The organism is Pseudoalteromonas tunicata, assembly GCF_002310815.1.
Classification (GTDB): domain Bacteria; phylum Pseudomonadota; class Gammaproteobacteria; order Enterobacterales; family Alteromonadaceae; genus Pseudoalteromonas; species Pseudoalteromonas tunicata.
Window position 1 is genome coordinate 1420761 of record NZ_CP011032.1, and the last position, 26235, is coordinate 1446995.

The 26235-nt window shown below is 39.7% G+C and carries 29 protein-coding genes, 4 tRNA genes and 3 pseudogenes; 17 read left to right on the forward strand and 19 right to left on the reverse strand.

Annotation, left to right across the window (positions count from 1 at the left end):
- Positions 1-131: 131 nt before the first annotated feature.
- Positions 132-1232 carry a serine hydrolase domain-containing protein gene (locus PTUN_RS06635; protein ID WP_083781293.1) on the forward strand — a complete coding sequence of 367 codons (1101 nt, stop codon included), beginning with the start codon at positions 132-134 and terminating at the stop codon, positions 1230-1232.
- 68 nt (positions 1233-1300) lie between these two features.
- On the opposite strand, the pseudogene PTUN_RS06640 reads toward PTUN_RS06635, so the two are convergent.
- Together PTUN_RS06640 and PTUN_RS06645 are read right to left on the reverse strand one after the other, a co-directional pair.
- A pseudogene (locus PTUN_RS06640) lies at positions 1301-1613 on the reverse strand (hypothetical protein); the annotation flags it as partial.
- Between the two features lie 130 nt (positions 1614-1743).
- Positions 1744-2817, reverse strand: a complete 1074-nt coding sequence (locus tag PTUN_RS06645; protein WP_009839438.1) for a DUF418 domain-containing protein — start codon at positions 2815-2817, stop codon at positions 1744-1746.
- Between the two features lie 89 nt (positions 2818-2906).
- On the opposite strand from PTUN_RS06645, the gene PTUN_RS06650 reads away from it, so the two are divergent.
- Complete coding sequence (locus PTUN_RS06650) at positions 2907-3461, forward strand: TetR/AcrR family transcriptional regulator (protein ID WP_009839439.1); 555 nt, start codon at positions 2907-2909, stop codon at positions 3459-3461.
- Positions 3462-3743: 282 nt separating this feature from the next.
- Here PTUN_RS06650 and PTUN_RS06655 read toward each other — a convergent pair.
- The 3 genes and pseudogenes from PTUN_RS06655 to PTUN_RS06665 all read right to left on the reverse strand — a co-directional run.
- Positions 3744-3991: pseudogene (locus PTUN_RS06655) on the reverse strand (endonuclease III); the annotation flags it as partial.
- Positions 3992-4073: 82 nt separating this feature from the next.
- Positions 4074-4616 (reverse strand): GNAT family N-acetyltransferase, encoded by a 543-nt coding sequence (locus PTUN_RS06660; protein WP_050760042.1) that lies wholly within the window; start codon positions 4614-4616, stop codon positions 4074-4076.
- Positions 4617-4636: 20 nt separating this feature from the next.
- Complete coding sequence (locus PTUN_RS06665) at positions 4637-5035, reverse strand: hypothetical protein (protein WP_009839443.1); 399 nt, start codon at positions 5033-5035, stop codon at positions 4637-4639.
- Between the two features lie 151 nt (positions 5036-5186).
- Here PTUN_RS06665 and PTUN_RS06670 point away from each other — a divergent pair, with 151 nt between their 5' ends.
- Positions 5187-6005: an AraC family transcriptional regulator gene (locus PTUN_RS06670; protein WP_009839444.1), complete on the forward strand. Its 819-nt coding sequence runs from the start codon at positions 5187-5189 to the stop codon at positions 6003-6005.
- 60 nt (positions 6006-6065) lie between these two features.
- Here the strand turns inward: PTUN_RS06670 and PTUN_RS06675 are convergent.
- Positions 6066-6310, reverse strand: a pseudogene (locus tag PTUN_RS06675) (endonuclease III); the annotation flags it as partial.
- Between PTUN_RS06675 and PTUN_RS06680 the strand changes: the two are divergent.
- The 14 genes from PTUN_RS06680 to PTUN_RS06750 all read left to right on the forward strand — a co-directional run bounded on the left by PTUN_RS06680 (position 6295) and on the right by PTUN_RS06750 (position 15186).
- A complete protein-coding gene (locus PTUN_RS06680; RefSeq protein ID WP_157579388.1) occupies positions 6295-6759 on the forward strand; it encodes a hypothetical protein in 465 nt (154 codons plus the stop codon). The pseudogene PTUN_RS06675 and the gene PTUN_RS06680 sit on opposite strands and share 16 nt — an antisense overlap.
- Before the next feature lie 24 nt (positions 6760-6783).
- Complete coding sequence (locus tag PTUN_RS06685) at positions 6784-7026, forward strand: helix-turn-helix transcriptional regulator (protein WP_009839447.1); 243 nt, start codon at positions 6784-6786, stop codon at positions 7024-7026.
- Positions 7016-7363, forward strand: a complete 348-nt coding sequence (locus tag PTUN_RS06690; RefSeq protein WP_009839448.1) for a hypothetical protein — start codon at positions 7016-7018, stop codon at positions 7361-7363. Before PTUN_RS06685 ends, PTUN_RS06690 begins: the two co-directional genes overlap by 11 nt.
- A gap of 226 nt (positions 7364-7589) precedes the next feature.
- Positions 7590-8330, forward strand: coding sequence for a hypothetical protein (locus PTUN_RS06695; protein ID WP_040644111.1), 741 nt, complete (start codon positions 7590-7592; stop codon positions 8328-8330).
- Between the two features lie 380 nt (positions 8331-8710).
- Complete coding sequence (locus PTUN_RS06700) at positions 8711-9196, forward strand: N-carbamoyl-L-amino acid amidohydrolase (protein WP_119081450.1); 486 nt, start codon at positions 8711-8713, stop codon at positions 9194-9196.
- Between the two features lie 22 nt (positions 9197-9218).
- The gene (locus PTUN_RS06705) at positions 9219-9584 is read left to right on the forward strand and encodes a hypothetical protein (RefSeq protein WP_009839451.1); all 366 of its coding nucleotides are present in this window, start codon (positions 9219-9221) and stop codon (positions 9582-9584) included.
- A 333-nt stretch (positions 9585-9917) separates the two neighbouring features.
- Positions 9918-10460, forward strand: a complete 543-nt coding sequence (locus PTUN_RS22410; RefSeq protein WP_050760043.1) for a tetratricopeptide repeat protein — start codon at positions 9918-9920, stop codon at positions 10458-10460.
- Positions 10461-10618: 158 nt separating this feature from the next.
- Positions 10619-10744, forward strand: coding sequence for a hypothetical protein (locus tag PTUN_RS22415; RefSeq protein WP_269725595.1), 126 nt, complete (start codon positions 10619-10621; stop codon positions 10742-10744).
- Positions 10745-10767: 23 nt separating this feature from the next.
- Positions 10768-11787 (forward strand): hypothetical protein, encoded by a 1020-nt coding sequence (locus tag PTUN_RS06715; RefSeq protein ID WP_009839453.1) that lies wholly within the window; start codon positions 10768-10770, stop codon positions 11785-11787.
- The gene (locus PTUN_RS06720; protein WP_009839454.1) at positions 11784-11993 is read left to right on the forward strand and encodes a hypothetical protein; all 210 of its coding nucleotides are present in this window, start codon (positions 11784-11786) and stop codon (positions 11991-11993) included. Before PTUN_RS06715 ends, PTUN_RS06720 begins: the two co-directional genes overlap by 4 nt.
- Before the next feature lie 193 nt (positions 11994-12186).
- Positions 12187-12660 (forward strand): zinc-ribbon domain containing protein, encoded by a 474-nt coding sequence (locus tag PTUN_RS06725; RefSeq protein ID WP_009839456.1) that lies wholly within the window; start codon positions 12187-12189, stop codon positions 12658-12660.
- 412 nt (positions 12661-13072) lie between these two features.
- Entirely contained in the window at positions 13073-13465 is a 393-nt protein-coding gene (locus PTUN_RS06740) for a hypothetical protein (protein ID WP_069358450.1), read from the forward strand.
- 100 nt (positions 13466-13565) lie between these two features.
- A complete protein-coding gene (locus PTUN_RS06745) occupies positions 13566-14405 on the forward strand; it encodes an alpha/beta hydrolase (protein ID WP_009839460.1) in 840 nt (279 codons plus the stop codon).
- 118 nt (positions 14406-14523) lie between these two features.
- A complete protein-coding gene (locus tag PTUN_RS06750; protein WP_009839461.1) occupies positions 14524-15186 on the forward strand; it encodes an AbiV family abortive infection protein in 663 nt (220 codons plus the stop codon).
- Positions 15187-15295: 109 nt separating this feature from the next.
- Here the strand turns inward: PTUN_RS06750 and nth are convergent, their stop codons facing one another.
- The 13 genes from nth to PTUN_RS06815 all read right to left on the reverse strand — a co-directional run bounded on the left by nth (position 15296) and on the right by PTUN_RS06815 (position 26138).
- Entirely contained in the window at positions 15296-15928 is a 633-nt protein-coding gene (gene nth, locus PTUN_RS06755; RefSeq protein WP_009839462.1) for an endonuclease III, read from the reverse strand.
- Positions 15928-16629: an electron transport complex subunit E gene (locus PTUN_RS06760; RefSeq protein ID WP_009839463.1), complete on the reverse strand. Its 702-nt coding sequence runs from the start codon at positions 16627-16629 to the stop codon at positions 15928-15930. The genes nth and PTUN_RS06760 overlap by 1 nt, the downstream gene beginning before the upstream one ends.
- On the reverse strand, positions 16629-17264 hold the full coding sequence (gene rsxG / locus PTUN_RS06765; protein WP_009839464.1) for an electron transport complex subunit RsxG: 636 nt from the start codon (positions 17262-17264) through the stop codon (positions 16629-16631). The genes PTUN_RS06760 and rsxG overlap by 1 nt, the downstream gene beginning before the upstream one ends.
- The gene (gene rsxD / locus PTUN_RS06770; protein WP_009839466.1) at positions 17261-18319 is read right to left on the reverse strand and encodes an electron transport complex subunit RsxD; all 1059 of its coding nucleotides are present in this window, start codon (positions 18317-18319) and stop codon (positions 17261-17263) included. The genes rsxG and rsxD overlap by 4 nt, the downstream gene beginning before the upstream one ends.
- Positions 18316-20934, reverse strand: a complete 2619-nt coding sequence (rsxC, locus tag PTUN_RS06775) for an electron transport complex subunit RsxC (protein WP_009839467.1) — start codon at positions 20932-20934, stop codon at positions 18316-18318. Before rsxC ends, rsxD begins: the two co-directional genes overlap by 4 nt.
- A gap of 9 nt (positions 20935-20943) precedes the next feature.
- Positions 20944-21498 (reverse strand): electron transport complex subunit RsxB, encoded by a 555-nt coding sequence (rsxB, locus tag PTUN_RS06780; RefSeq protein ID WP_009839468.1) that lies wholly within the window; start codon positions 21496-21498, stop codon positions 20944-20946.
- Positions 21498-22079, reverse strand: coding sequence for an electron transport complex subunit RsxA (gene rsxA, locus PTUN_RS06785; protein ID WP_009839469.1), 582 nt, complete (start codon positions 22077-22079; stop codon positions 21498-21500). The genes rsxB and rsxA overlap by 1 nt, the downstream gene beginning before the upstream one ends.
- Before the next feature lie 154 nt (positions 22080-22233).
- On the reverse strand, positions 22234-24159 hold the full coding sequence (locus PTUN_RS06790) for an EAL domain-containing protein (RefSeq protein WP_009839470.1): 1926 nt from the start codon (positions 24157-24159) through the stop codon (positions 22234-22236).
- Positions 24160-24295: 136 nt separating this feature from the next.
- Positions 24296-24372: transfer RNA gene (locus PTUN_RS06795), tRNA-Asn, on the reverse strand.
- Between the two features lie 26 nt (positions 24373-24398).
- A tRNA-Asn gene (locus tag PTUN_RS06800) sits at positions 24399-24475 on the reverse strand.
- 19 nt (positions 24476-24494) lie between these two features.
- Positions 24495-24571 (reverse strand) — tRNA-Asn (locus PTUN_RS06805).
- Positions 24572-24592: 21 nt separating this feature from the next.
- Positions 24593-24669, reverse strand: a tRNA-Asn gene (locus PTUN_RS06810).
- Between the two features lie 695 nt (positions 24670-25364).
- On the reverse strand, positions 25365-26138 hold the full coding sequence (locus PTUN_RS06815; protein ID WP_119081452.1) for a M48 family metallopeptidase: 774 nt from the start codon (positions 26136-26138) through the stop codon (positions 25365-25367).
- Positions 26139-26235: the final 97 nt, after the last annotated feature.

Here is a 26235-nt window from a genome sequence, read left to right on the forward strand (position 1 = left end):
CAATAGGTTAAAGGTATTATGCTCGAATTACTATACCGTTCATAAATCGTATTGTAGCAACTATTATTTATTATTAAACAAACTGTTAATCTAACTCAGTTCTAGAATAAAATTAAAGGAAAAGTACGTAAATGATGGATAAGAATTATTTTCAGAATCTGATGGTTATGGGCATCTTGCTATTTATTTCGGCGTGTAACAGTAATGGTAAAAAACATGAAACTATTAAAACTGGTGTTCAATCAACGCTAGCTGAAACACTTGATACGGTGTTGGAGGCAAACCTTAATGATGATAATGCGGGGCTAATCATTTCAGTCTGGCAAAATGATGTGAATTTATATACTGGAATGAAAGGCATTGCCAAACCTTATTTACCAATAACGGAGAACACTCAGTTTCGTTTAGCGTCGGTTAGTAAAACCTTTACTGCAATTGCAATACTCAAATTATACGAGCAAGGATTTGTTGATCTAGAAGATTCTATCTTGGATTATTTGCCAGAATTAGATCAATCTTGGCAGGACATTTCTCTACATCACTTACTGGTTCACCAATCAGGTATTCCAGACATATTTAACGATCTGGAAACACATCAGATTATTGATAATGAAATTACCAATGACAAAATATTTCATTATTTTATCGAAAATCCAATGCTTGAGTTCAATGCGGGTAGCAATGAAGATTACAGCAATACAGGATATGTTTTATTAGCGAAAATAGTGAATATAGTCACGGGGAATACGTTTGCTAGTTATATGGAAAGTGAAATCTTTAGTCCTCTAGGGATGAATCATAGTTATATTCTGGATGAACATGCTGAAATTACAGAGCAAACAGCAATGAATCTCGCAACGGAACACAAAATATTTGGACGTGAATCTTTTAGCTATGGCTCTGCTGCTCAAGTTAGTTCAATGGTAGATATGCAGCGTTTCTTATCTGCTTTTATGACAGGAAAAATTTTACAACCCGAGACTAAAGCGTTAATGATGACAACGTATAGTCCCCCTGATGAATCACTATTTAATGGTACAGGGTATGGTATATTTTATTTTAGTGATGATGGAAAAACGGTTTATGGTCATACTGGCGGCCATGATGGCTTTAGAACTATATATGCAATAAATCGTGAAAAAAATGCATTTATCGTCATTTTAGGTAATGGAGGAGATTATATGCCAGATTACAGTTATATGGTTGAGTTAGCAGCAGAGTTTTTAGAATAGGGCTATCAACTTCAAGTCGGATTAATGAAGACCTCCTTTGTTAGGAAAAAATAAAAAAGGGAGGTTATTTACTCAACTTTATCATTAAACTCACACAAATCTTCAATAATACAAGCATCACATAGAGGCTTACGTGCAACACAGGTATAACGGCCGTGCAGTATTAGCCAGTGATGCACATCGACTTTAAATTCTGCAGGTACAACTTTTGTATAGGGACATACTTATGCCGGGAGGGCAGGATGGCGTACGAGCAGTGTTTAGTAACTTTTGTTCTACTTGATCAATGTTTTTACGCATGGCAAATTTGCTACGATTGGAAACGCGGAAAATATGCGTATCTACAGCGATTGTCGGCCAGCCAAAAGATAATGAAAGTAGATGTAAAAGGTAATACCTATAAGCTGCTTTTTAACTCCCTGACAGTTACTTTCGACATAGCTCTATTTACTCTAATTAAACAGTTAACAGTCTCAATAGTTTTAGTTTTTTAGAACAATGCCTTGGTCTACTAAGTGCATTTTTTAAAAATCCATTCTAAAGGTCCGTTTTTATAATACTTGAGCCAAAACACACTGAAAATTACGCTAATTATGCAAAAGACCAATGCAGCAAATACTGACACGTCTATGGTTTTATTAACGAGTAAGCCAGTCGCTTCAAGAATTCCCATGCCAACAATGACATGTGCTACATACAGAGTTAACGTTAACTGCCCAGTTTTGCTTAGCCACTCAATTAACTGGTTGGTAGGAAATACACTTGCTAGTTTTAGAGAAACTAGCAAAACAAGAACGGCAGAGCTTGCAGCTGAAAACATATATTGTGGCAACGGCGGTATTATTGACGTGGTTAACAAAAACTCAATTTCATCTTTTGACATGCCAATAGACGGGTCATCTCCTGCCCACAATCTCAGCATATAGAAACTGGCTTCTACAATAAGTAAAATACTTAAAGACCATGTAAACAAAGACTTCCTTACATTAGTATTGGATAAATCTTGTTTACCCAACCATATGCCAAATAACAAGAAACCACACCAAGGTAAAATTGGGTGATAACCATTAAAGAAAAGGTGTCTAATCAATCCTTCAGTTGTCCAAAAACCAGTATAACTAAGCTCGAGCCAATCCCATCCTTTTTCGTAATCAAAGAATAGCCACATTAATGGGAATGCAAAAACAAAACCGATAGATGCACCGAGCAGTTTCTTGCTGCTAAGAGTAAATAAAAATGCAGCTATCAAAAAATAGAATGCATAGAATTTCAAGATGTCTGCTTCCCAAATAGAAGTAAAAGCCAAGCCAATCAAAAGTAGTAAAACAGACCTTTTTATCAAAGAGGTTCTTACTTGCTTTATGTGTTCCATTGAGCCACTGGTTACACATTTTTTAGTTAAAAGCGCAATACCTATACCCGCTAATATGACAAACAAAGCCGAGGCCCGGCCTTCGAGTAGAGCCGCAAACTCTATTAATTGTGGTGTGCCAATATCGGCGTTCATGGCTAACTTAAAGTTTACAATAACCATGCCAAAGAGCGCTAGTGCTCTTGCAAAGTCAATACCGATTAGTCTATTCACTTTCTTACCCCACAGAATTCATTTTTAACTTTTGAGACGTTGGTGTATCATAATGGAATTAAATATATGATACAAGGTTGTCTCATAAAATGGATGCAAGAACAAATAATTCTAGAAAAAAAATCATTCAATCGGGGTTAAAACTGTTTATTCAAAATGAGGATTCAACGCTAGTTGATGTAGCTAAAATGGCTGAAGTTGGCAGAGCAACGGTGTACCGCCAATTTAAGCATAAGGAAGCGCTTCAAGAAGAGATTGCGTTATATTGTTTAGACCGCTTTGATGAAGTAAATGTGTCCATTGAAAATAACGCTAAAGACTCATTGGATGCTATTAAGCTTGTCTTCGAAAATACTTTGCCGTTATACGAAGAATTTGCTTTTTTGCAAAGATTCGAGAAGATGTTTCAGAAAAGTGAAAAGCTTCAACTTCGTATGCAACAGCAAGATAACGAGATACGAGAATTGATAAAACTTGCCAAAGATGAGGGGTTATTGAATAAGCACTTCTGTGTTGATTGGGTTTTTTATTTTTTTGAAGGTTTATTGTACGCAGGTTACAAGATGAGTCATTTAGATAATTACAGTTCAGTTCAAGCAGCACATCTAGCTTTTTTATCGTTCAAGAAAGGCGTTGCTTCATAACCCCCCGCAAGAGTATAGATGCAACATTAATGTACTTAAGACAGTTACTATAGCAGCATAACTTTTGAGCCATTCAACGAGCACATTTAGCTGCTAAAAGAAGTGAGTGAATCGTTAAAAGTTAACTTGGCACATCTTGTTGTTAATTTATTTAAAAGATCAGTTTGCTACCTATCTGTTCTTTTTAGGGGGGGAATCGACATAGCTTAAGTCAGCTATGTCGCAACTTGGCGCTAGGTAAGCAAAAGCTAACATCCGCTTTGGTATCGTAACAGGCTGGAGTTATTCAGTCTTATCTTTAAACTCACACAAGTCTTCAATAATACAGCTGCCACACTTTGGCTTACGCGCCACACAGGTATAACGTCCATTAAAATGAGCCAGTGGTGTACATCCACTTTAAACTCTTTGGGGATCATTTTTTCGAGTTTTTGTTCAACCGCAACCACATCTTTACCCATGGCAAATTTGGTACGGTTGGAAACGCGGAAAATATGCGTGTCGACAGCGATTGTCGGCCAGCCGAAAGATAATGAACGTAGACTTTTGCCAGGCTGCTTTGAGCGAGAAGCAGCCGCTCAGCTAAAATCTGCGCCTATTACGTTATGAAATTTAAAGCCTGAGTTCATAAAATAAATTACATTCCTGAGCCATTTTTGATTTGCTTATCTCAAATCCACATTTCTCTAGCACTTTAATAGAAGCAATATTGTCAGTTTCAACGCCTGCAAGCAGGATGCTGGCTTTAGCTTGGTTTTTATAATAATTGACCAACGCAGTTAAAACCTCGCTTGCATAACCTTTCCCCCAATATTTTTCACCAATCAAATACCCTATATTAAAAGAGGCAGGACTTACATTTTCTTCCGTCTTATGGATAAAAACAAACCCAATAATTTCATGTGATTGCTTTAACTTAATTGCAAGTAAATTGCTTTCATTAAACCTATCATTCAACCAATTAAGTGCTTGTTTAGGCGTTTCAATACCTTGCCAGCCAATAGGGAGTGCCTTCACTACTTGCGGTGTAAGCAGCTCTACTACTTTTTCGACCATAAAAGTTTGATTTTCTAAAAATATCGAAGCACAGGAATAAACCGAAAGATGTTCACTCGTGAATAAACTGTTATCACTTGATATATCATTAGTTGTCATATCTGCCATCCTATTTTCAATTAAGCACTTTCATCTTCTAGCATTGCTTTTCGAAACTCTTGTGTCATTTGATGCCCCTTAATAGCTGGGACTGCGATTGCGCTAAAACATAAATTGCCAAACATAATGAGTAATGCTGTCGCTAAAGCATCTAAAAACCAAGCTATTGGCACACCTAGCACACCAAGATATTGTGGCATAGAAGTTAAGCTCTCAAGCGTACTAATGCCAGTTATACCGTGCAATGCTAAGGCAATCCAAAAGCCAAAACAAAATGGACAACGCCATGCATCATATAGATAAGCTAAAGGTTTAGGCAATCGCTTCACTATCCAATTGAACCAGTTTCCCCAATCAGGAAGCTTTTCCCATATCAATGTATGTAGAGCTAATCCCAACAAAGCCAATGTTAAACTCATCTAAAAATCTCCAGTCATTAAATTGTAGGTATGCCAAATATCGGCTTTTTGTTTTGTTAGAATCTATTATCCATTCAATGTTCCAGTTTTTATATGGATACCTCTACGCTATAATCGGCTTATTGTTCGTTTAGCTGAAAAAGGGGGGTAAATGCATTCGGAACATACGATTAGTATTGGGCATGAATTTATTGACAACTTAAGTGGCGAAGAACACGGTTCTCAAACGGAATATATTGTTACCTTTATTAATAAAGGCACTCTAAAAATGCATCATAGAGGAGTAGTGGAATTAGACGCTAATATGTTCACACTAATTCCAGCAGGTATGCCCCATAGTTTAATTGAAGGCGAAAACTTGGATGTGTGGTGGGTCAGTTTTTGCCCAAGTTGCCTTGGTCTCAATGAAAATGATCCCTTAATGCGTCCATTTCGACAAGTTCGATTAGGTGCTCTACCTATTTTAAAGTTGGATGAAAAGCGTTTATCGAGCATAACATTTTTGTTTAATGAACTTCAGCAAGCATTAAAAAATGCACATACTAACTATTTGGAGGTTTATAGGAGTCTACTAATTTTGATTTTATATGAAATTGAGAAAGCCACACAATTAGAAAAGTACGTTGTTACAGGCTCTAACAAAGTTGTCTCAGCGTTGGATTATATTCAGCGGCACTTTTTAGAGCCGATTTCACTGAAAGATGTAGCAAAGGCCATCCATTGCAGCCCATCACACTTAGCTACGTTAGTGAAAAAAGATACGGGATACTCTATTGGAGATTGGATTACTAGGAGTCGTTTAACAGAAGCTTGTTCAAGATTGTTACATACAAAAGCTCCCATAAATTTGATCGTTGAAGAGCTTGGTTGGAATGATACTACTCACTTCATCAGACAATTTAAAAAAGCATATGGCGATACCCCCGCAGCATGGAGAAAGCAACAGTGGGCAATACTAAATGAGGCATGAAGTACTAATTTTGGCAGGGGATCTATTCAACATCCGTTCATGACACAAAGCAGGCTTTGATTACTTTGTTTTCTCTTTAAATTCACATAAGTCTTCAATTATACAGCTGCCACACTTTGGTTTTCGAACAACACAGTATAACGTCCGTGCAGTATGAGCCAGTGGTGTACGTCAACCTTAAATTCGGCCGGCACTACTTTATCTAGCTTCATTTTGACCTCAACCACATCTTTACCCATGGCAAATTTAGTGCGATTGGAAACACGAAATATGTGGGTGTCGACAGCGATTGTCGGCCAGCCAAAATATAATGAACCTAGAGCGAAAATACTTACTTTTGCAAGACTGCTTTGAGCGAGGAGCGGACGGTTGGGTAAACTCGTTTTTGGCTTATCGTGATTATGCCAAAGGTGCTTTTTTGTTTGGTGTGGGTAATGGCCGTGCGTTTAGTGCCCAAGATGCGAGCCGTTTGATACGTGATTTAAGTGGGGGTGAGTGGTCGGCTCATGATTTACGTAAATTTGCGCGTTCTATGTGGCTTGATAGGGGGGGTGATTATTTTGTGTGTGAGCTTTTGTTGAACCATAAGCTAAAAAAGCTAGATAAAACATACATTCACGCGCATGCGGAAAAGCAGAAGGGTGCGGTTTTGAGTGATTATCATGGGTATGTGTTTGGGTTGGGTTTGAATGGCGTGCTGACCGAGATATTGCCGAGATATTATTTTTTGCAGCTGAAGTTGAAAGCGGCTTAGTGTGTGGGGTTGGGAGTGAATAAGATGATCCACAATACAGAAGGAGCCAAACGCAAAAAAAGCGCGGGGGACGTGCTGCGTGAGTTGCGCTTGGCTCGCCAGTATTCTCAAGAGAAAGTTGCCTTGGTTTATGGGGTGACTGAGCGCACGTTGCGCAATTGGGAAAAGTGCAAAACGGCTGTAAGTGTGGATGATTTTTTAAGTTTGGTTGATTTTTACAAATTCGATGCGGGCACTGCTTGGGAGTTATTTAATAATGAACAATAGAAAACTAGTGGTGATGATGTTGAAGAAGTGGGGCCGTTACCAGGCAAGGCAGGAGTTGGGTAATGGTTATGCGAGTAAGTCGCCAACTGAAAAAATACGTGAGTTTTGTGAGCTGGGTGTGCATGGGTCGAGCTTTGCAGCTGAAGAACGCAACGTGCCTGAGTATTTAGAGTTGATTGATGGCCGCATTGCCCAGTTGCCACAAAATTATATGACGGCGATTCGGGTTAGGTTTGTTTTGCAAGTTGAGCGCGGTGCGCTTTGTTCGTTTGGGTTTAGTAGCGTGACGGCGTTTGAGATTTGTTTAGAAAGGGCGATTAATGCGCTGTTGGGGTAGATTTATGTAGTCAGACAGTAAGCAAGGTTTGCAATAGAATTTTTCAAATTGAAAGAGCCAAAAGAATACTATCAATAATTACAACCTCTTTAATCCTATTCAATAGGAATTAGTTTTCAATAAAAGTTATAAATTAAAAAAAATCAGTTGATTACATTGATAAAACTCTTATGCTGTATGTTTATAAATGGGTTTACTTAACGATTAACTTATACATGGAGGAAATGTGAGTTTCATTGAACGAATTTTGGATAGTGTGGCTACAAAATTCCACTCAATTCTGAATGCTCCTTTTGAACAAAAATATATAAAAGGGCTTTTTTCATTAGGTAGTGTGCTGATATTGTCTTCGAATATATATATGTTTTGCAAGAAAGCTGAGGCTAAATATAATTCTGACAATCTGAATGTGTCGATAGTTTTTGAGTTTGGTCCCGAAAACTGGATTGCAATTTTTGGTGTATTACTCGTTGCAATTTCAATCATTCTGTTTCGGAATACAAGAAAAGACGTTAAGCCTGACCATACTTTATCAAGTTTTGAGAAAATGATTGTTAATGATGTCGATAGCATAAATGATACCGAGCTTCATATAGCATTTAAGAATGAACATAAGGTTTCTTCACCATCTAATGAAATAAGGTTTCTTGCCAAAATGCAAGATCCTTTATTAAGGATTATTGATTATAAAAAAGGGCGATCACATATTGAATTTGATAAAACGTTTAAAATTAAAAATAAACTCGCCTTAGATGTTAAATTTATTTTGAGCATCATTTTATACTATTTATCTTCAATTTTATGTATTGGTTCAATTCAATTAGCAGCAATCTCATTCAAAATACAGAACCCTGAAATGATGAAAGTATTTTTAATATCATCAGTCTGTTTGAGTTCTTTTGCATGGTTTAATTTGATAATTTACTCAGGCATTGCTTCTGCAAGGCGTCTTGTAGACTATTCCTAAAAAGAGGTTTTGGGTCCATTGCAACCTTTAAGCTTTTGACCCTTCCTACATAACACAATCTCTGAGCATTGAATTTAAGAACAGAACCATTAAATGCTACTTTATTCGATTTCCCAGCACCGAATCACGGATAGTTTGATTTGAAAACATGGTTTGATTGTATGCATTAAGCAGGGAACTCTTAATTAACCTTAATAATGACTTAATATCTCATAGAAACCGCAAGAAAACCTCCATTTAAAATATCGACTCAAAACAGATTAAACGATTGAATCAAAATAGGAGCTTAGGTATGTTTGAAGGTTAATGAAAACAAATTTAAAACGAGCTTACTTATTATAAAGGCTCGTTAAATTTCTCATTCTAACATTGGGGGCATTTTGGATAATCCATACTCTACAAATAAAAATAGGTTGGCTGATGTCATAGCTGCAATTCAAGTAATGGCAACTTATAAGTTTTATAAAGCAGATTTTTCAGCTTGGGCTAAAAGAATAGAAGGAAATGAATCTAAAGGTGAGTATTGGAAAAAAATTTTTGAAGAGCACCCAGAATTTTTTCGTTTAGGTGGGGAGCGAAAGAAAGCATCTCTAGTTTGGCGAAGAAGCTACCAAAAGCTATATGATGTGGAGCTTGAAGAAAAAATTTCAAGGGATAAATTTAAATCTTTAACTCAAGAAGAGAAAAAAAGAATTTCTCGAATTCCCTTAGAAGATTCTGATATTTCCACTTTGATCAATACAGCAATCAATCTTCATACTCGTGAGCTTGACCAGAAAAAGGACTCAAGGTGGTGGATTGCTGCTATATCAGGTTTTTCGGGTATGCTAGGCGCAATTATTGGCACACTAATAAAACTTATCTAGACCCCATTTAACAAGTATTTAAATGAGATTTGAGCTGTGTTTAAAACTAATAGAAATAGTGGTGATGCTGTTGAAGAAGTGGGGCCGTTACCAGGCAAGGCAGGAGTTGGGTAATGGTTATGCGAGTAAGTCGCCAACTGAAAAAATACGTGAGTTTTGTGAGTTGGGTGTGCATGGGTCGAGCTTTGCCGCTGAAGAACGCAATGTGCCTGAGTATTTAGAGTTGATTGATGGCCGTATTGCCCAGTTGCCACAAAATTATATGACTGCGATTCGGGTTAGGTTTGTTTTGCAAGTTGAGCGCGGTGCGCTATGTTCGTTTGGGTTTAGTAGTGTTGCGGCCTTTGAGATTTGTTTAGAGAAGGCGATTAATGCGCTGTTGGGGTAGGTTTGGCTGTGCTGGCATTAACGGTTGTGGCAAGGAATACATGATGCATTGCGGTACTAACGTAATCTATTGTAATATCAATAAAATAAGTCGATTGATAGAATTGCGGGTTAAATAACTGTGAATATAAACAGTTGGTACTCGTTTCTCGTATAGTCATGAAAACGAGCAAGACACTCGATTTACTGCAGAGTGAAAGATACGCGTATTCCTTAGAAGTTCAAGCTGGTAAGGGATGCAAGAGCCGGCGATTAAAATGGCTGGTAGGAAATCGAGCGTGGCCGCTGTCGCAAAACGACCCAATCGCTCGATACTGAATTGTTAGGGGTACAAATGGATTTCAGAGTAATCATCGTAGCATTGGTATTAGCCATTTCTGGTTGCCAATCTACTTCAAATAAGAAAATGGAAGATTTAGCAAAAGTTGCTGAGGGTGGTGATAACTATGCTCAATACCTTTTGGGGTATAGCTACGAGCGAGGTGACGGCAACCCCAAAGATTTAAACAAAGCGAAGTATTGGTACTCAAAATCAATTGAACAAGGAAATGGTCGTTCTGCCTATAACCTTGCAATCCTAATTTTATCTGGCAGTTTTGGCACTCCCGATGTTAAAGAAGCTATTCCATTATTAACTATTGCAGCTCAACAAAAACATGAGAGAGCACCATTTGATTTAGGTGTTCTTTATTACAAAATGGGTGGTCCTGAGAATGTAGATTTAGTTAAGGGATATGCTTGGTTACAAGTCACAGTCCATCGAAAGCTAGAAGATCAAGTAACCGCAAAGAGTATTCTTTCAGGTTTAAATTTATCAACTAAACAAATGCAGGATGCATCTAAGTATACTAAAGAGTTGATTCAAAAGTATGGGTAAATGTACCCCTAACAAGCTGTTAAACAAGGACAAAATACAGTTGGCTTTTTGTCACTTCGTTCCTTATTTTAGCCAACTGCATTTTGCCTGTTAACAGGGCGTTGAGGCTGTAGAATTTCTCATTTGGTCAAGTTTTTAGGTGATTTAAGGGGTCTCAAATGCATTACTTAGTACGAGATTGTCGCTTAGAAAGCGATACAGGAGGTCAAAAAAATGGCCAAATTTATAAAAATAGAAATTCTACAGCCTCGTTAGCTGCCATAAGCTTTAGGCTTGGGCATTAAATTTTTAAAAGGATGAAGCTAGATTGGAAGATGTATCGAAGGACTATCAAAATTTCATATTGATAGCGGTAATAGTTGTTTGGGTACTTAGCTTTTTATTTGAAAGGTCTAGGTATTTACATAGGAAGCTGTTTAGAAAAGTATTATATGAAAACACAATAGTACGAACTATTAGAAATAGATTTCTACAAGTCTTCCTACCCGGATTAACAGGCGCTTACTTCATTACATTGGATGTCTGGGGTGATAAATGGGACATAATAAAGAACCACATAGAGAAGCATGAAATTGCCTTTTCGATACTAATATTTGTATCTTTAACTGCTTTGTTAATTCGAGGGATTGCGGATTGGTACGAGGAACAATCAGGTGATGCATACAAAAAGTTTTTGGAAGGCTTTGCCTTACTAACTACACGAGTGGTCCAGAAGAAGCTTGATCGTTTTAAAGATGAATCTGGAAAGTTGAAGCCAAATGGAAATACGTTTAAGCAAATTACTCAGCCAAAAGAGCAAATAAATTTGATCTTAGGTGAAATAGAGGCGTTATTACTTAATAATTTTTCTTTAAAACGTAACCAAGTTTGTATAACAATCATGCACAATGACCCGAAGAACAATAATTGGTATTACGAATACGAAACGAATCGAAGTTGGAAACATACGAAAGCTATTAAGCTCATAGAGGGTAAATCAACTGCTGCTGAGTGCCTTAAAATCGGTGAACCAATTTTTCACGCTTGTAAAAGACAGGCTCATAAAAAGGGGAATTACTTTTTATCCGAGCGCGATAATAGAACTGGGGATGGAAGCGTATTTTGCTACCCAGCATTCACTGTCAATAATGACTATAGAGATAACTACATCATTTCGATAGTCACATATGGGCGCAGGCTATGTGATCCGCTGGATGAACAGCAAGCAGACGCAATATCAGAAATTTTTTCAGATATTTGCCGGAGAATAGATTTAGAACTTACACTAAACTCAATTAAAAGATGGCAGTATGAGTTTCACACAAACAAATCTAGGAGTGTGGCATGAACCAAGTCATAAGTTTCTTTATAAAGGCTTTTAGTAATGAGTCCTTAAACAAGGAATTAGAGTTAAAAAATGATCGAGAATACGTCATTCACTTTGCAACTTCCTTAAAGAAAGCTCGTGAAGATATTCATGTAACTGATTATTCAGTTAGTAAAGAAGAGCAGCTAACAAGCAAATCCAGCGGACTAGCCAAAGCTAGCCGCTGATTTGGGCGTTGAGGTTGTAGAATTACTCATTTGGTCAAGTTTTTAGGTGCTTTAAGGGGTCTCAAATGCATTGCTTAGTACGAGATTGTCGCTTAGAAAGCGATACAGGAGGTCAAAAAAATGGCCAAATTTATAAAAATAGAAATTCTACAGCCTCGTTAGCTGATTATTGAAATTTTGAGTAGTACTCCAAATGAAGAATTATGTGCCTCATCCAAGATATGGATCTCAACCAATTACTTCTGGTCACGTTTATTCTAAAGATGAAATTGAAAGTGCCCACTGGCGCTATGCTAGCTTGAAATATTTTCCTGAAACGGCAATACCTGCTGAAGCAGAAAAACAGAATTATGCAGAATATTCTCGAAAACTGTACGTTGATATCGAAGAGTCTTGTAAAGGTTGCCAGAGAGAGTTTATATTTTTTGCGCTTGAGCAAAAGTACTGGTTTGAAGAACTAAAATTTTGGGTTGATTCACACTGTATCAAGTGCATCAATTGCCGAAAAAGAGACTTTGAAATAAAGCAAATGCAAGTTAAATATTCAAACCTTGTATCAAAAATGGATAGAACAGCAGAGGAAACGCAGATAGTAAAAGCTATCGGGCAAGAGCTTTTTGAGTTGGGTTACATTAAAAATATAAATAAATTAAATAAAATCAGCTAACAAACCCCAGCACAATGCGCCTTCGGCGCTCGACTCGCAACAAGTTGCTCGCGTGTGTGGCGGGCGTTAGCAGGTTTTCGGGTTTGAACGGTTTTAGTCAGTAGTTTTGTTCGGGCATTGCGCGTGTTTGGCTTTCCTAGCGGCACTGGCAAATAGTCAAAGCTCGCCAGTTTGTAGGTTTGCTGCAAGCGATTGTGGCGGTAGCGTTGCTCTTCTTGGCTTCGCTTAACAGTGTTGGCTCGCCGTGTCGCAGTTAACAGGTTTAATTTTAATATCAGCAGTCTGCCTTTGTTTGGGTTTGCCAGTGCGGCAAGCCGCGAAAGTCCGGTTCAGGCTGCTAACAAGGCCAGTCAAGCGACGCCAAACAACGTCACGCCTGCTGGCAGCGTTATACCCTTGAAAGGAGTTGGTATTGAAATCGTATGTGGTTAGTGAAAAAGTCCTGAAAAAAGTGATGCTTACCCTCTATCATCGTATCGTTGAACAAGAGAATGATGGGGTACTTGATCTAAACAGATATAAGTTTCATGCCTTTGATCGTGACATGGAAGTTCAAGTGCCTGAAGTAGTTGATAGGCAAAAATCTATACCAAAAGTTAACTATGCAGCTTATGTTATGAGGATGGATGAACTGGGCTACATCAAGAGAGATGGTATGAGTTTTGTGTTTACTGATTCAGGGTTTTTAGCGGCTAGCAAGTTGGCTTATCCAGTTAGGGTATGGTTTAAGACTCATTGGCTTGGGCTATCAGGCTTAGTTGTAGGTATTGCAGCCTTAGTCGTTGCGATCAAGCAGTTACCTTGAGCACGGGTATAACAATGCGCTCAAATCGTTCGCTTCGCTCACTGGGACCGGCTAAAGCCGGCCCCTTAGCTTAATCGTTATACACATCAGGGAAGTTAGTATGAAAAAGTTGGTATCAGCGTTCTCAATTTTGTTGTTTACCTTGCCAGTATTAGCGGAAGACTCGATTTTATTAGGCACATCCACATCGTTAGAATCAAAGATAATGGGTGAGAATAGACCTTATATGGTTTATTTACCCCCGTCTTACGAAAAAAGCGAAAATACTTACCCTGTCATTTATCTTCTTGACGGTGATACCCATAGATTTAAAGGATTTGTCGGGGTGCTTGAATCCTTGAGTACAGAAACGTTAGAAAAGCAGGTTCAAGAGTCAATCGTCATTTCCATTCCGAATACAAATAGATCACGAGACCTCACACCTTCATATCTGAGAGAGTGGAAATTTAAAGGCCGAGTTTTGGACACATTTGAACAAACAGGAAATGCGCAACAGTTCGCCGAGTTCCTTCAAAAGGAGCTAATACCAGCCATTGATACTAAATACAGAACTTCTAAAAAGCGGTTATTGGTTGGTGAATCGTTTGGAGGTTTGTTTGCTGCAACCACTCTTCTAAAGTCACCATCTGTTTTTACAGACTACCTAATCATTGATCCAACATCTCTATGGGATAACGACTATTTAAATCGAGAATTTAGTGCTACAAATGGAGAAGTAAAGATTCGTTCTCGAGCTTACTTTGCTTTTGCAGACAATTCTCACCTGGGAGAAATCGGATTAACTAATTACAAATGGGGTACTACTTTTGCCTCATCTGTAATAGATGCGACAAACGGTATATCTCAACAGCAATACTTCGAAAATGAAACTCATGGCACCGTTGCTTTTCTAGCTTGGTACAATGGGCTAAAAGTCCTTTTACCAGCCACCGAGAAGTGATGTGTATAACAAACAAAGTAAGCGGGACAATAACATATGGGCCCCGTCACTTCGTTCCGTATTTTAGCCCACATGTTACTGCCCCTTCTTTGGGCGTTAGCTGTCATCTGGAGTCACAATGAATAAACAAAGTTTCCATTATACCGCGGATGCCGCTAGGGTTATTTCCGATGACTATATAGGCTTGATGGATCGTGACGAATATAATTCTGCGATTATGCATGTAAAAGAATTAATTAATGCTGCAAATGTTTTATTTATGGCTAAGAGTTATGCGCCTTCTGTTTTTTTAAGTATCACAATATTTGAAGAAATAGCAAAAATAAAATCTGGTCATATGCGTTCATGGGGGCAAGAAATAAAACAGGTAAGACGAAGTAAAGATCCATTATTCCAACATGTTAAAAAACATAAGATTGCTCTTGATAATATGTACCTTATTGGTGATAGACTTGAAAATAGTATGGGAAAGGATCGAGCTGAAGAGTTTTTTAGGAAATATCAAACTGGTGAATATTCAAATTTCCGAGAAGAATCTTTGTATTTCGCAAGATGCAAAAATAAATTACACATACCATCGCAACAATTTGATATAAAGCTATCTGCGGAGCATTTACTCGTTGCAATCGAGATGTTTAGCGATGAATTTTGGGGAGTTACCGCTGAAGCATCAACCATTTGTGATACTACTGATGCAATTTACATCGAAGTTGAAAAACAGCTAACAAGCGCTTTAAGTCAACGAGGGTCAAATCTTGACTTCAGACATCAAAACTTTTGATTGACTGCTTCTCGCTCAAAGTCGACCTATAGAGTATTTACGTTAACTCATAATGGGGCAGAAACGAGTTACGCCTCAAGGTCCGTTCATGGCACAAAGCAGGCTTTGATTACTCTGTTTTCTCTTTAAATTCACACAGGTCTTCAATTATACAGCTGCCACACTTTGGCTTACGCGCTACACAGGTATAACGTCCATGTAAAATGAGCCAGTGGTGTACGTCAACCTTAAATTCGGCCGGCACCACTTTATCTAGCTTCTTTTCGACCTCAACCACATCTTTACCCATAGCAAATTTGGTACGGTTAGAAACACGGAAAATATGCGTGTCTACGGCAATCGTCGGCCAGCCAAAGGCGGTATTAAGCACTACATTAGCAGTTTTACGGCCAACACCGGGTAAAGCTTCGAGCGCTTCGCGGTTTTCTGGCACTTCGCCGTTATGTTTGTCAACCAATATTTGGCACATTTTATAAACGTTGGCGGCTTTTGAGTTAAATAAACCGATGGTTTTAATGTAATCACGTAACGTGTCGTGGCCAATAGCTAAAATCGCTTGTGGTGTATTGGCAACAGGGAAGAGCTTGCGGGTCGCTTTATTGACGCCGACATCCGTTGCTTGTGCTGAGAGTGTGACCGCGACTAGCAACTCAAACGGCGAGCTGTATTCAAGTTCGGTTTCGGGATGTGGGTTGTTTTCGCGCAAGCGTACTAAAATTTCATGGCGTTTTTCTTTATTCATTAATTTAAGCTCGTTACACGGGCGCGAGGCGCTTTTTCTGTGGTAGCTATAGGGGCTTGTTTAGCTTTAAGTTGCTGATCAATGATATTTTTTGCCGCAATTAAAAATCCCATACCGATAAAAGCACCAGGTGGTAAAATGGCAAGTAAAAACTGGCTATCAAACTGAAATACTTCAATGCGTAATACTGTAGCCCATTGGCCAAACAATAAGTGTGCGCCATCAAATAGGGTGCCTTGGCCTAATAACTCACGCATAGCACCAAGTACTATCAATACTAAGGTAAAACCTAAGCCCATCATAAAACCATCCCAAGCCGATAAAATTACCGTGTTTTTTGAAGCAAAGGCTTCGGCACGGCCGATAATGGCGCAGTTGGTAACTATGAGTGGAATAAAAATCCCCAGCGATTGATAAAGCGAAAAGGTGTAGGCATTCATCAGCAGTTCGATAATGGTAACAAAGGCGGCAATGATCATGACAAATACCGGAATGCGAATTTCTTTTGGCACAAAGTTACGGACCATTGAGACGGTAATGTTAGAGCCCATTAGTACCAATAAGGTTGCAAACCCTAAGCCCATGGCGTTAGTAATGGTGGCGGTTACAGCCAATAAAGGGCATAAGCCTAGCAGTTGCACGAGCGCAGGGTTATTTTTCCAAAGACCTTGTTCGGTAACATTTTGAAATTCAGTGTTCATTATTGCACTCCAGCACAGTCATTTTTAGCATCAAACAGCGCATCAAAATGAGTTTGAGCATACACATTAGCCGATTTAACACTTTTCACCACGGCTCTAGGTGTTATGGTTGCACCAGTAAACTGATCGATCACACCGCCATCTTTTTTTACTCTAAAGCGAGGGTCGTTAAGTGACTCAACTTGCTGGCCGATAAATGAATGGATCCAATCTGATTTTTCAGGCTCTACTTTATCGCCAAGCCCTGGGGTTTCTTTGTGCTTTAATACGCGCACACCTGCTAACGTCCCATCACGATAAGTCGCTGAAATAATTTCAATTTTACCGCTATAGCCATCGGGAGCGGTGCTTTGCACTAACAAAGCAACGTTTTGGCCATTTTTACGAGCGCGATACAAGGTATGTGCTTGATTTTCTCCTAGTTCAGCTGCGGTGATCTGGGTGCAATCAAGGTAAAGTTCGTTGTCGTACGCGTCATTGGGAATAATTTGTGAGAGGGTGTTCATCAGTTTTTTTTGTTCTTGCAGCGCAATTTGCTCAGCTGTTGCAAGTTGAACCAAGGTCACAGCGCCCGTAGTGGCTATGGCAAATAAAGTCAGAATGAGTCCATTTTTACGCATCGAAGATAAAATCATGATGATTTCCTATGGCCATAAGTACGTGGCTGAGTGTAATGGTCTATCAACGGCACTGACATATTGAGCAGCAAAACTGCAAATGCAACGGCATCGGGATAACCACCCACAGTACGAATTAAATAAATCAGCAGGCCAATTAAGGCGCCATAAATTAAACGGCCTTTATTTGTCGTAGCAGCACTAACCGGATCGGTGGCAATAAAAAATGCGGCAAACATGGTGGCGCCACTCAGTAAATGAAACACGGGGCCTGCCGCTTGGTCTGGCGAAAGAATATAGCCAATTGAAGCACATACTGTGATGCTCGCTAAAATCGAGATTGGAATATGCCAATTAATTACCCGAGCTTTTATTAAATATAAGCCACCGATAAAAAAGCCAATATTAACCCATTGCCAGCCCAATCCTGCGTATTGACCAAAAACATTATGTTTCATGGATTCCGAAACGGTTAAACCTTTGCCTAAATCAGTTTTGAGCGTATCAAGCGGGGTCGCCATAGTAATACCATCAATATCCATTTTAAGCTGTGTGAGGCTAAAGCCACTTTGGCTATATCCGGTAAAAATGACATTGAGTTGGTCGGCAAAGTTAATTGGATGAAGTTGCAAGCTTTCGACGGGTAACCATGATGTCATTTGTAGAGGAAACGACACCAGTAATAATACATAAGCGGCCATCGCAGGGTTAAACAAGTTAAAGCCAAGCCCGCCGTAAAGCTGTTTCACAATTACGATAGCAAAAAAAGTACCAATTACAATAATCCACCACGGTGCTAAAGAGGGAATACTTAACGCTAATAAAACGGCAGTTAAGATCCCACTAAAGTCGGTGATAACAGGCAGTGCCGCGCGTTTTCGTAGCATCATTACCGCACTTTCACACACAACAGCGGTGATCACCGCAAGTAGTAATTGAATTAAAACAGCAGTCCCAAAAAAATAACACTGTGCAATCAGCCCCGGAATACAGGCAAAAATAACGCTCAACATTAAGGTTGATAGCGACTTTTGACTATGGCTGTGGGGAGAACTTAACATGTTGAGTTTCATGATTGAGTATCGTCCTCTGTGGTGCTGTGATTAGGTGAAGCTGCTTGTTGTGCAGCAGCGAGTTTTTTGGCTTTAGCGCGGGCGATGGCAGCAGCAACTTTTGCTTTTTTATCGTCAGCGTCAGATAATACTGTTTGCTCGTTTTGCGGCGTTGCTGTATCGCTTGAGCGAGTTGAATTATCGCGAACTTCTGTGTCAGTTATTGTACTCGCAGGTGCATTATCTTGAGCTTGCGCAGCCAGTTTTTTGGCTTTAGCACGGGCGATGGCAGCAGCAACTTTTGCTTTTTTATCGTCAGCGTCAGATAACACTGTTTGCTCATTTTGCGGCGTTGCTGTATCGCTTGAGCGAGTTGAATTATCGCTAACTTCTGTGTCAGTTATTATACTCGCAGGTGCATTGTCTTGAGCTTGCGCGGCCAGTTTTTTGGCTTTAGCACGGGCGATGGCAGCAGCAACTTTTGCTTTTTTATCGTCAGCGTCAGATAACTCATTTTGCGGTGTTGCTGCATCGCTTGAGCGAGTTAGACTATCGCTAACTTCTGTGTCAGTTGTTGTACTCGCAGGTGCATTATCTTGAGCTTGCGCGGCCAGTTTTTTGGCTTTAGCGCGGGCGATGGCAGCAGCCACCGCGGCTTTTTTGTCGTTCGCACTGGTGTCTGGTAAGGCCTCAGCTTCATTATTTGGTTGTTCAGCGGCAAGTTTTTTTGCTTTTGCTCGGGCAATTGCTGCGGCAACCGCTGCTTTTTTATCGTTTGCGGCAGAATCTGCTATTTCATCATCACTTAATAATTCAGCTTCGAGCTTTTTGGCTTTGGCGCGGGCAATGGCGGCAGCAACAGCTGCTTTTTTATCTTTGTTGCCTGTATCTGGTGTAGGCTCAGCTTCATCACTTGGCTGCTCAGCTGCGAGCTTTTTGGCTTTAGCACGAGCAATGGCGGCTGCAACGGCCGATTTTTTATCTTCAGCCGGTATTGCGCTGCTTTCTATATTGCTCGGAGTATCTTGATGCTCGGCGGCTTTTTGCTCTTTATAAAGACGCGCCGCTTCTTTGCGCTGCGCTCTTATTGCGGCCATATCTTGCGTGCTATCGTCAGAGGTCGAAGCCGTATTTTGAGTGCGAGCAAGCGCTGCTTGAATGGCATCAGCAGCTTGTTCTGATACTTTAGCTGCAGGGCGTTTACCGCGGTTTTGTCGTTCAGCGAGTTCTTTTTCTAAGCGACGATTTCGTATTTCAAAACGTTCTTTTGCACGTTCGGCTTTTGCTTTTTCTGCTTTTTGCTCTTTTATTTGCACTTTGGCAACACGGTAATATTGCACCAGTGGAATTTCGCTTGGGCAGACAAAGGCACATGCGCCACATTCAATACAATCAAATAAATTGTGCTGTTCGAGTTTGTCGAACTCTTGGCTTTTTGCAAACCACTGCAATTGTTGCGGTAATAATGAGGCAGGGCAAGCATCGGCGCAGGCACTGCAGCGAATACACGCTTTTTCATCGCCAGCAAAAGGTTGCTCTACTTGGCTTGGCGCTAAAATACAGTTGGTGGTTTTAATTACAGGCACACGAACGGTTGGCAGGGTAAAACCCATCATTGGGCCACCCATAATGACTCGTTGTTCAGCTTCAGGCTCAAATCCACGTTGCAATAGCAGTTCGCGTACTTGTGTCCCAAGCAGCACCCAAGCATTACCAGGTGATTTTATTGTGTGGCCTGTAATGGTCACAACACGTTCAATTAATGGTTTACCATGCACAACCGCTTGTTCGATAGCAAAAAGGGTTGCAACATTTTGCACCACAATGCCGATATCGGCAGGAATTTTACCATTGGGAACTTCTTGACCGGTTAACAACTGAATCAGCTGCTTTTCGCCGCCCGATGGGTATTTAGTTGGCACAACTCGAATTAGAATATGTGGATAAGGCTTAGCAGCGGCTTGCATCGCTGCAATAGCTTCGGGCTTGTTATCTTCTATGCCAATTAAAATACGTTCAGGTTTTAGTACGTGCGCTAAAATTAGGCTGCCTTCGATGATGGTTGTGGCGTGTTCTTGCATTAATCGGTCATCGGAGGTGATGTAAGGCTCACATTCGACACCATTAACAATTAAGTAGTCGATTTTTTGTAACGGTTGCGCTTTTACATAAGTTGCAAAACCAGCGCCACCCATGCCACTGATACCAGCGCTACGAATTTTATTGATGATTTCGCTGGCACAAAGCTCAAGGTAATTATCACAAGGTGTGAGTTCGCACCAGGTATCGTTGTTATCAGCAGTTAATACAATACTGAGTTCAGGTAACGCCGATGGGTGCGCCGAAGGCAGGCTTGCAATGTTGCTGATTATGCCCGATGTTGGAGCGTGAACAGGCAACGCCCAGTGACCTTTTGGCTCGGTTAAAGCTTGGCCTTTTAGTACTCTATCACCAATATTGACTAATAACGTGCCCTGGGTACCAATATGTTGCTTTAATGGAATAACAAATTCATTTGGCAGTGCTAAACGTTCGATAGGGGTTTGGGATGACTGCTCTTTGTGCCCAACAGGATGAATACCACCTGGAATTGGCCAAATAGTCCCATTATCGATTTGAGTAAGTAAACTATCCACTAAAACCTCTTAATCAAGCTGGGTAACAGGAATGGCATTAAGCTGCCATTTCCAGTTTTGGCTGGTTTCTTGAACCGGTAACATATCAATGCAATCAACAGGACATGGTTCAACACATAAATCGCAACCTGTGCATTCATCAATAAGTACTGTATGCATTTGACGAGTGGCGCCTATGATGGCATCAACAGGGCAGGCTTGAATGCATTTAGTACAACCAATACACTCGTCTTCACGAATATAGGCCACTTTTTTAATCGGTTCTTTTGCTTCACCACCTGCCAGTGGTTTGGCTTCAACACCCATAAGTTCGGCTAATTCTTTAACGGTTGATTCGCCGCCTGGTGGGCATTTATTCACTTCATCCCCATTGGCAATTGCTTCGGCATAAGGACGACAACCAGGGTAGCCACATTGCCCACATTGAGTTTGCGGTAAAATAGCGTCGATTTGATCGACAATCGGATCGCCTTCAACTTTAAAACGAATCGCAGAGTAGCCGAGAACTAAACCAAAAATCAGCGCAAGAATGCCAAGCGCGGCGAGGGCGTACAATAATATCATTAAAACTTAACCAAACCAGTAAAGCCCATAAAGGCCATAGACATTAATCCTGCGGTGATCATCGCAATCGATGCACCTTTAAAAGGAGAGGGTACATCGGCAGCTGTTAAGCGTTCGCGCAGCGCCGCAAATAAAACCAGCACCAATGAAAAACCAACAGCCGCACCAAAACCATAAATCGCAGACTCAATAAAATTATGGTTTTTGTTGACGTTGAGCAATGCAACCCCTAAAACGGCACAGTTCGTGGTTATTAGAGGTAAAAAGATACCCAATAAACGATAGAGAGTAGGGCTGGTTTTTTTAACCACCATTTCGGTGAACTGAACTACCACAGCAATCACCAAGATAAAGCTCATTGTGCGAAGAAACGCTAAATCAAGCGGAATTAAAATATAATGGCTGACAAGATAACTGCAAACTGACGCTAAGGTTAATACAAATGTGGTCGCCAAAGACATACCAATGGCCGTTTCCAATTTACCCGACACCCCCATAAAAGGGCAAAGTCCAAGAAATTGCACTAACACAAAATTATTAACCAGCACTGTTGCTATTAAAAGTAACAGGTATTCAGACATGGTTGAGTTCCAGCACATTAAAAAACTGGCTTATTATCCAGTTTTCTTAGCAAATTAACAACTTCCAAGACGGTTTGAGCGGTAATTAATTGAATAACTATCATTTGTAATTATCACGAACCGAAAAAAGTATTCGATTCGTGATAGGGAAGGATTAAATTTCGCGCGGTCGTTCGATGTAATAACCTTGAGCACCATCGAGGCAAAGTTGCTCAATTATGTATTTTTCTTCTTGGCTTTCAACACCTTCAGCAAGTACTGTCACCCCAATACGGTGAGCAAGGTCGACAATTAAGCGCATAAAGTATTGATTGTTTTTATCTTCTTCTAATCCGCGAGTGTAACTTGCATCCATTTTAATGAAGTCTGGTTTTAAGTCGCGGAAAAACTTAAATGAGGTTAAACCGACACCAAAACGCTCAACTGTGATACGGGCACCCACGCGGTGGATCATATCAATAAAGCGTTTACTGGCTTTGATGTTTTGTTGTAAACCAAATTCACTAATCTCAAAAATGAGTTTTGTTGAGATATTACTGTCTTTTAAGAGGCGTCTTTCAAGCCAAATCATAAACTGTTCATCGTGTGCGCTACGAGCTGTGATGTTAATACCAAAAAATTGACCACCTAAATTCATGGTTTTAATTGAGGTCAGAGCAGCTTCAACGATCATTTTATCAACGTGATAAATTTGCTCTAACTTTTCAGCCATGGCTAAAAACGACGCAGTTGGCAAAATTTGATCTTCGGCAGTTTTAAAGCGCGCCAAAATTTCTGAGTACACTTTAGCACTGCGATTGGTCGGCATAATGGTTTGGATTAATAACTGTACGCGGGAATTATTAAGTACATCATCAATCACTTCACGCCAGTTTTGATTACCAAAATTAGCACTGACATTATCCATTAAATCACTGTCTTTTAGCACATGCCATGCGTTTGTTTGCTTACTTTGCGCAAGGCTCAGCGCAGTATCAACTTGTGATAATAATTCACCAAGCGGTTTTGCTGATGAATAAGAAACAATACCAGAGTTGCCCACCGAAGAGAGTTCAGCACTGCGTTGATATTCAGTAAATTTTGATTGTAAATCTTGACCAAAACGCTCTGCTTCTTTTAACGGAATATTTGGTAGCAAAACAGCAAAGTCAGAACTATTAAGGCGGTAACAAGTCGCGCCTGCATAAGTGCCTGTTGATTTTAATAATAGCTGCGCGACTTCTTTAATGTATTCATCACCATGATAATAACCACGAGTTTGGTTAATCAATTGCAGCTCAGAGCAACGCACCATAATTAAGCTACCAAATTGATTTTCGGCACTTTCAACATGATCTTCATAATATTCTACAAATAAATTTCGATTACCGAGTGCTGTGACGGAATCTTTAAAGGCTTTTTGTTTAATCGAAAGGGCAGATTGTTCAATTTCTTGCTGCTTTTTACGTAAATACGCATTTAGGCGCACAATGCTTGGAAAAATAGATGACACGCTCGTGGCCGCGATTGAGCTATCAAGTTGAATGTTTTTATCATTTTTTTCGATAAAGTTATCAACCATCAATGACATATTATTGCCGATATTTTCTTGAGCGCGTTTGATAATGCTTTTGACACTTAAAAGCGGCAAGAAAGATAAAATAAAGATAATAATCAACAAAATAATAAACTGAGTATGAATAGAGCTGGCTTCTTCTTCGAGTTTAATCGTGAATTCAAGTTTTAGGTTAGATTCGGTATTAACAACAAATTGTGGACGAATAAAAGGGGAGCTGTTTTGAATTAGTTTTGCAAATAACGGTAGGTAATCAAAATCACCTTGGATAGACTCTTGGATTTTTCCCTCATTATCACGAACAATCAGGCTATTTAAATTAAACGTAATCGCAACTTTACGCCCAAGTGGGGTATCGTCGGTTGGGTTATAACTTTTTATGTAATAGTCGATTGATTTTTGTGCCACAAGCTGTTGCTGTGACGCAAGGCTCTGTAACTGCGAGATAAAGGTATAACTAGCAATACTTAAAGTAGTAATGAAAAAGAAAATTTGAATCAATAAAAATCGTGTAAGTCCAGCCATGGTCCGTTTCTTATTATCTAGTTATGAACATTAAACCAAATTTAGTTTATAGAGAGTTAAATATCTATTTTTTATGGTTTTAAATCTAAAGTAGGAGAGTAAAGTATTAAGAAAGGATTGTCTAACAAAAATTATTTGGCTCCCCCTCCCCGACTCGAACGGGGGACCTGCGGATTAACAGTCCGTCGCTCTAACCAACTGAGCTAAGGGGGAACAATAATGGGGCAGTGTACTTAATTTGGCTCCCCCTCCCCGACTCGAACGGGGGACCTGCGGATTAACAGTCCGTCGCTCTAACCAACTGAGCTAAGGGGGAACGAATTAAGTTATGTAGTTGGCTCCCCCTCCCCGACTCGAACGGGGGACCTGCGGATTAACAGTCCGTCGCTCTAACCAACTGAGCTAAGGGGGAACTACATTGTGTTTAGAAACTTGGCTCCCCCTCCCCGACTCGAACGGGGGACCTGCGGATTAACAGTCCGTCGCTCTAACCAACTGAGCTAAGGGGGAAGCGTGTCTCTCTCAACGGGGCGAAATATTAATGACAGTGCCCCTAAGTGTCAACAACTAATCTTGTAATAATTCAATAATTGCGTTCGTTCGCTGTTTTTATACGCAATCAGTTTGAAAAGTGACTGTTTTAATTCAGGTTTGAACAAATTTTAAACGTACTTAATCTTACCAAAAAAGGCATTTTGCAAAGTTTTGCAGTTAAGTTAGGTGCAATTTTGGGGTTTGGTCCGCCCAAGGTTGATGTTAGGTAGGTGCAAGCCTGTTTCAGAAGGCGAGCAAAGCTCAGTCGTTTTTTATGGTCGGGCTTTAGCCTGGTGCTTATTAAATTGTGATTCTTTAACTCAGAGTGCTTTTTCAGCACCTTTTTACCACAGACTACACCAAGGCTTCGCACACCGAGAAAAGCAAACTAATTAACCTGAGCTCTGGATAATAAATTTATCTCCAGCGGCTACTTTCAACGCTAACGGCGTTGAATTTACTTGCAATAGGCCAGCTATTGACGCGTAAATTCGCCTTGTTATCCTTAAAAGTTTCCGGCTGCAGACTTGAAAAAAAATTTACCAATTCAATATCAATACGTTAGTCAATCTCTTAACCAAAGCTCAGGTTAATTAATCTTTTCTCTGTGTTGCTCTTAATTGCTATCTACTCACTTCAAAAAATGTTTTGAAGTGAGTAGACGATTATGTTTATGCCGCTTGGCGAGTTGCAATCGATGTCGATGCGTTATTATGGTATTTAGCAGCTTCTGCGATGCGTCTTGTCATACGTGGATGGGATGAATAGATCTCATTAATAAATCCTGCCACAGAAGGCACAGCAGTTTCTTGTGCTAAAAATTCATCGGTACTCAACTTTTTACTTAATGCCGAGCTGCCACAAGCAAGTTGTAATAGTGCATTTGAAACTGCATCTCCAACAAAATAAACCGCAACTCTATCTGCGGTATATTCACAGGCACGGCTATACGCAGCACCTAAAAATGGAATAAACATGGCTGGTTTCATGGCAAGGTTAAGCCAAAAATCAGTGTGGCCGGCTGCGTGGTGGGCTAACTCATGCGCTAAAATCGCTTTTAATTGTTGTTTATCTTCGGTATCGAGTAAATCAATTAGGCTGCTAAACAATAAAATATATTTAGTGCTTAAAAATTTAACTGCCAACGCATTCATAGCACCTTCAGCATTAAAAATGAAAAATTCGGGATCATTTTTAATGTTCATTTGATTTGATAAATCTACTTTTATTTTATGTAGTTCTTTAAATTGGTTATCAGAAACTTTTACCGCGTTGCCATATAACGACGCTTTAAAAAACATACTTGCGACCCATAAAAAAAGCGCGACAAATGGAATAAACCATATGGCGACAAATATTAATGGCACCCAAAGGATTAGGCCAAAAACTAAACAGAGGGTGCGATATAACACTTCTTTTGGGTGGCGAAGTTGATTGATATTCATGTAATCATCCTTAATTTTTTTAAATTAATACCGTTATTTTTATCAAAGGTACTAGTGAGTGAATTTAAATGTGGCAACTAAGAAATGAGGAGGGTGG

What these genes read in the sequence shown, in the direction of transcription:
- PTUN_RS22410 (WP_050760043.1), top strand. Translation starts at nt 9,918, where the DNA reads ATGGATTTCAGAGTAATCATCGTAGCATTGGTATTAGCCATTTCTGGT.
- PTUN_RS06665 (WP_009839443.1), bottom strand. Translation starts at nt 5,035, where the DNA reads ATGAGTTTAACATTGGCTTTGTTGGGATTAGCTCTACATACATTGATA.
- PTUN_RS06650 (WP_009839439.1), top strand. Translation starts at nt 2,907, where the DNA reads ATGGATGCAAGAACAAATAATTCTAGAAAAAAAATCATTCAATCGGGG.
- rsxB (WP_009839468.1), bottom strand. Translation starts at nt 21,498, where the DNA reads ATGATATTATTGTACGCCCTCGCCGCGCTTGGCATTCTTGCGCTGATT.
- PTUN_RS06685 (WP_009839447.1), top strand. Translation starts at nt 6,784, where the DNA reads ATGATCCACAATACAGAAGGAGCCAAACGCAAAAAAAGCGCGGGGGAC.
- rsxA (WP_009839469.1), bottom strand. Translation starts at nt 22,079, where the DNA reads ATGTCTGAATACCTGTTACTTTTAATAGCAACAGTGCTGGTTAATAAT.
- PTUN_RS06815 (WP_119081452.1), bottom strand. Translation starts at nt 26,138, where the DNA reads ATGAATATCAATCAACTTCGCCACCCAAAAGAAGTGTTATATCGCACC.
- PTUN_RS06690 (WP_009839448.1), top strand. Translation starts at nt 7,016, where the DNA reads ATGAACAATAGAAAACTAGTGGTGATGATGTTGAAGAAGTGGGGCCGT.
- PTUN_RS06750 (WP_009839461.1), top strand. Translation starts at nt 14,524, where the DNA reads ATGAATAAACAAAGTTTCCATTATACCGCGGATGCCGCTAGGGTTATT.
- PTUN_RS06760 (WP_009839463.1), bottom strand. Translation starts at nt 16,629, where the DNA reads ATGAACACTGAATTTCAAAATGTTACCGAACAAGGTCTTTGGAAAAAT.
- PTUN_RS06635 (WP_083781293.1), top strand. Translation starts at nt 132, where the DNA reads ATGATGGATAAGAATTATTTTCAGAATCTGATGGTTATGGGCATCTTG.
- nth (WP_009839462.1), bottom strand. Translation starts at nt 15,928, where the DNA reads ATGAATAAAGAAAAACGCCATGAAATTTTAGTACGCTTGCGCGAAAAC.
- PTUN_RS06720 (WP_009839454.1), top strand. Translation starts at nt 11,784, where the DNA reads ATGAACCAAGTCATAAGTTTCTTTATAAAGGCTTTTAGTAATGAGTCC.
- PTUN_RS06705 (WP_009839451.1), top strand. Translation starts at nt 9,219, where the DNA reads ATGAGATTTGAGCTGTGTTTAAAACTAATAGAAATAGTGGTGATGCTG.
- PTUN_RS06725 (WP_009839456.1), top strand. Translation starts at nt 12,187, where the DNA reads ATGAAGAATTATGTGCCTCATCCAAGATATGGATCTCAACCAATTACT.
- PTUN_RS06670 (WP_009839444.1), top strand. Translation starts at nt 5,187, where the DNA reads ATGCATTCGGAACATACGATTAGTATTGGGCATGAATTTATTGACAAC.
- rsxD (WP_009839466.1), bottom strand. Translation starts at nt 18,319, where the DNA reads ATGAAACTCAACATGTTAAGTTCTCCCCACAGCCATAGTCAAAAGTCG.
- rsxG (WP_009839464.1), bottom strand. Translation starts at nt 17,264, where the DNA reads ATGATTTTATCTTCGATGCGTAAAAATGGACTCATTCTGACTTTATTT.
- PTUN_RS22415 (WP_269725595.1), top strand. Translation starts at nt 10,619, where the DNA reads ATGCATTACTTAGTACGAGATTGTCGCTTAGAAAGCGATACAGGAGGT.
- PTUN_RS06790 (WP_009839470.1), bottom strand. Translation starts at nt 24,159, where the DNA reads ATGGCTGGACTTACACGATTTTTATTGATTCAAATTTTCTTTTTCATT.
- PTUN_RS06660 (WP_050760042.1), bottom strand. Translation starts at nt 4,616, where the DNA reads ATGACAACTAATGATATATCAAGTGATAACAGTTTATTCACGAGTGAA.
- PTUN_RS06745 (WP_009839460.1), top strand. Translation starts at nt 13,566, where the DNA reads ATGAAAAAGTTGGTATCAGCGTTCTCAATTTTGTTGTTTACCTTGCCA.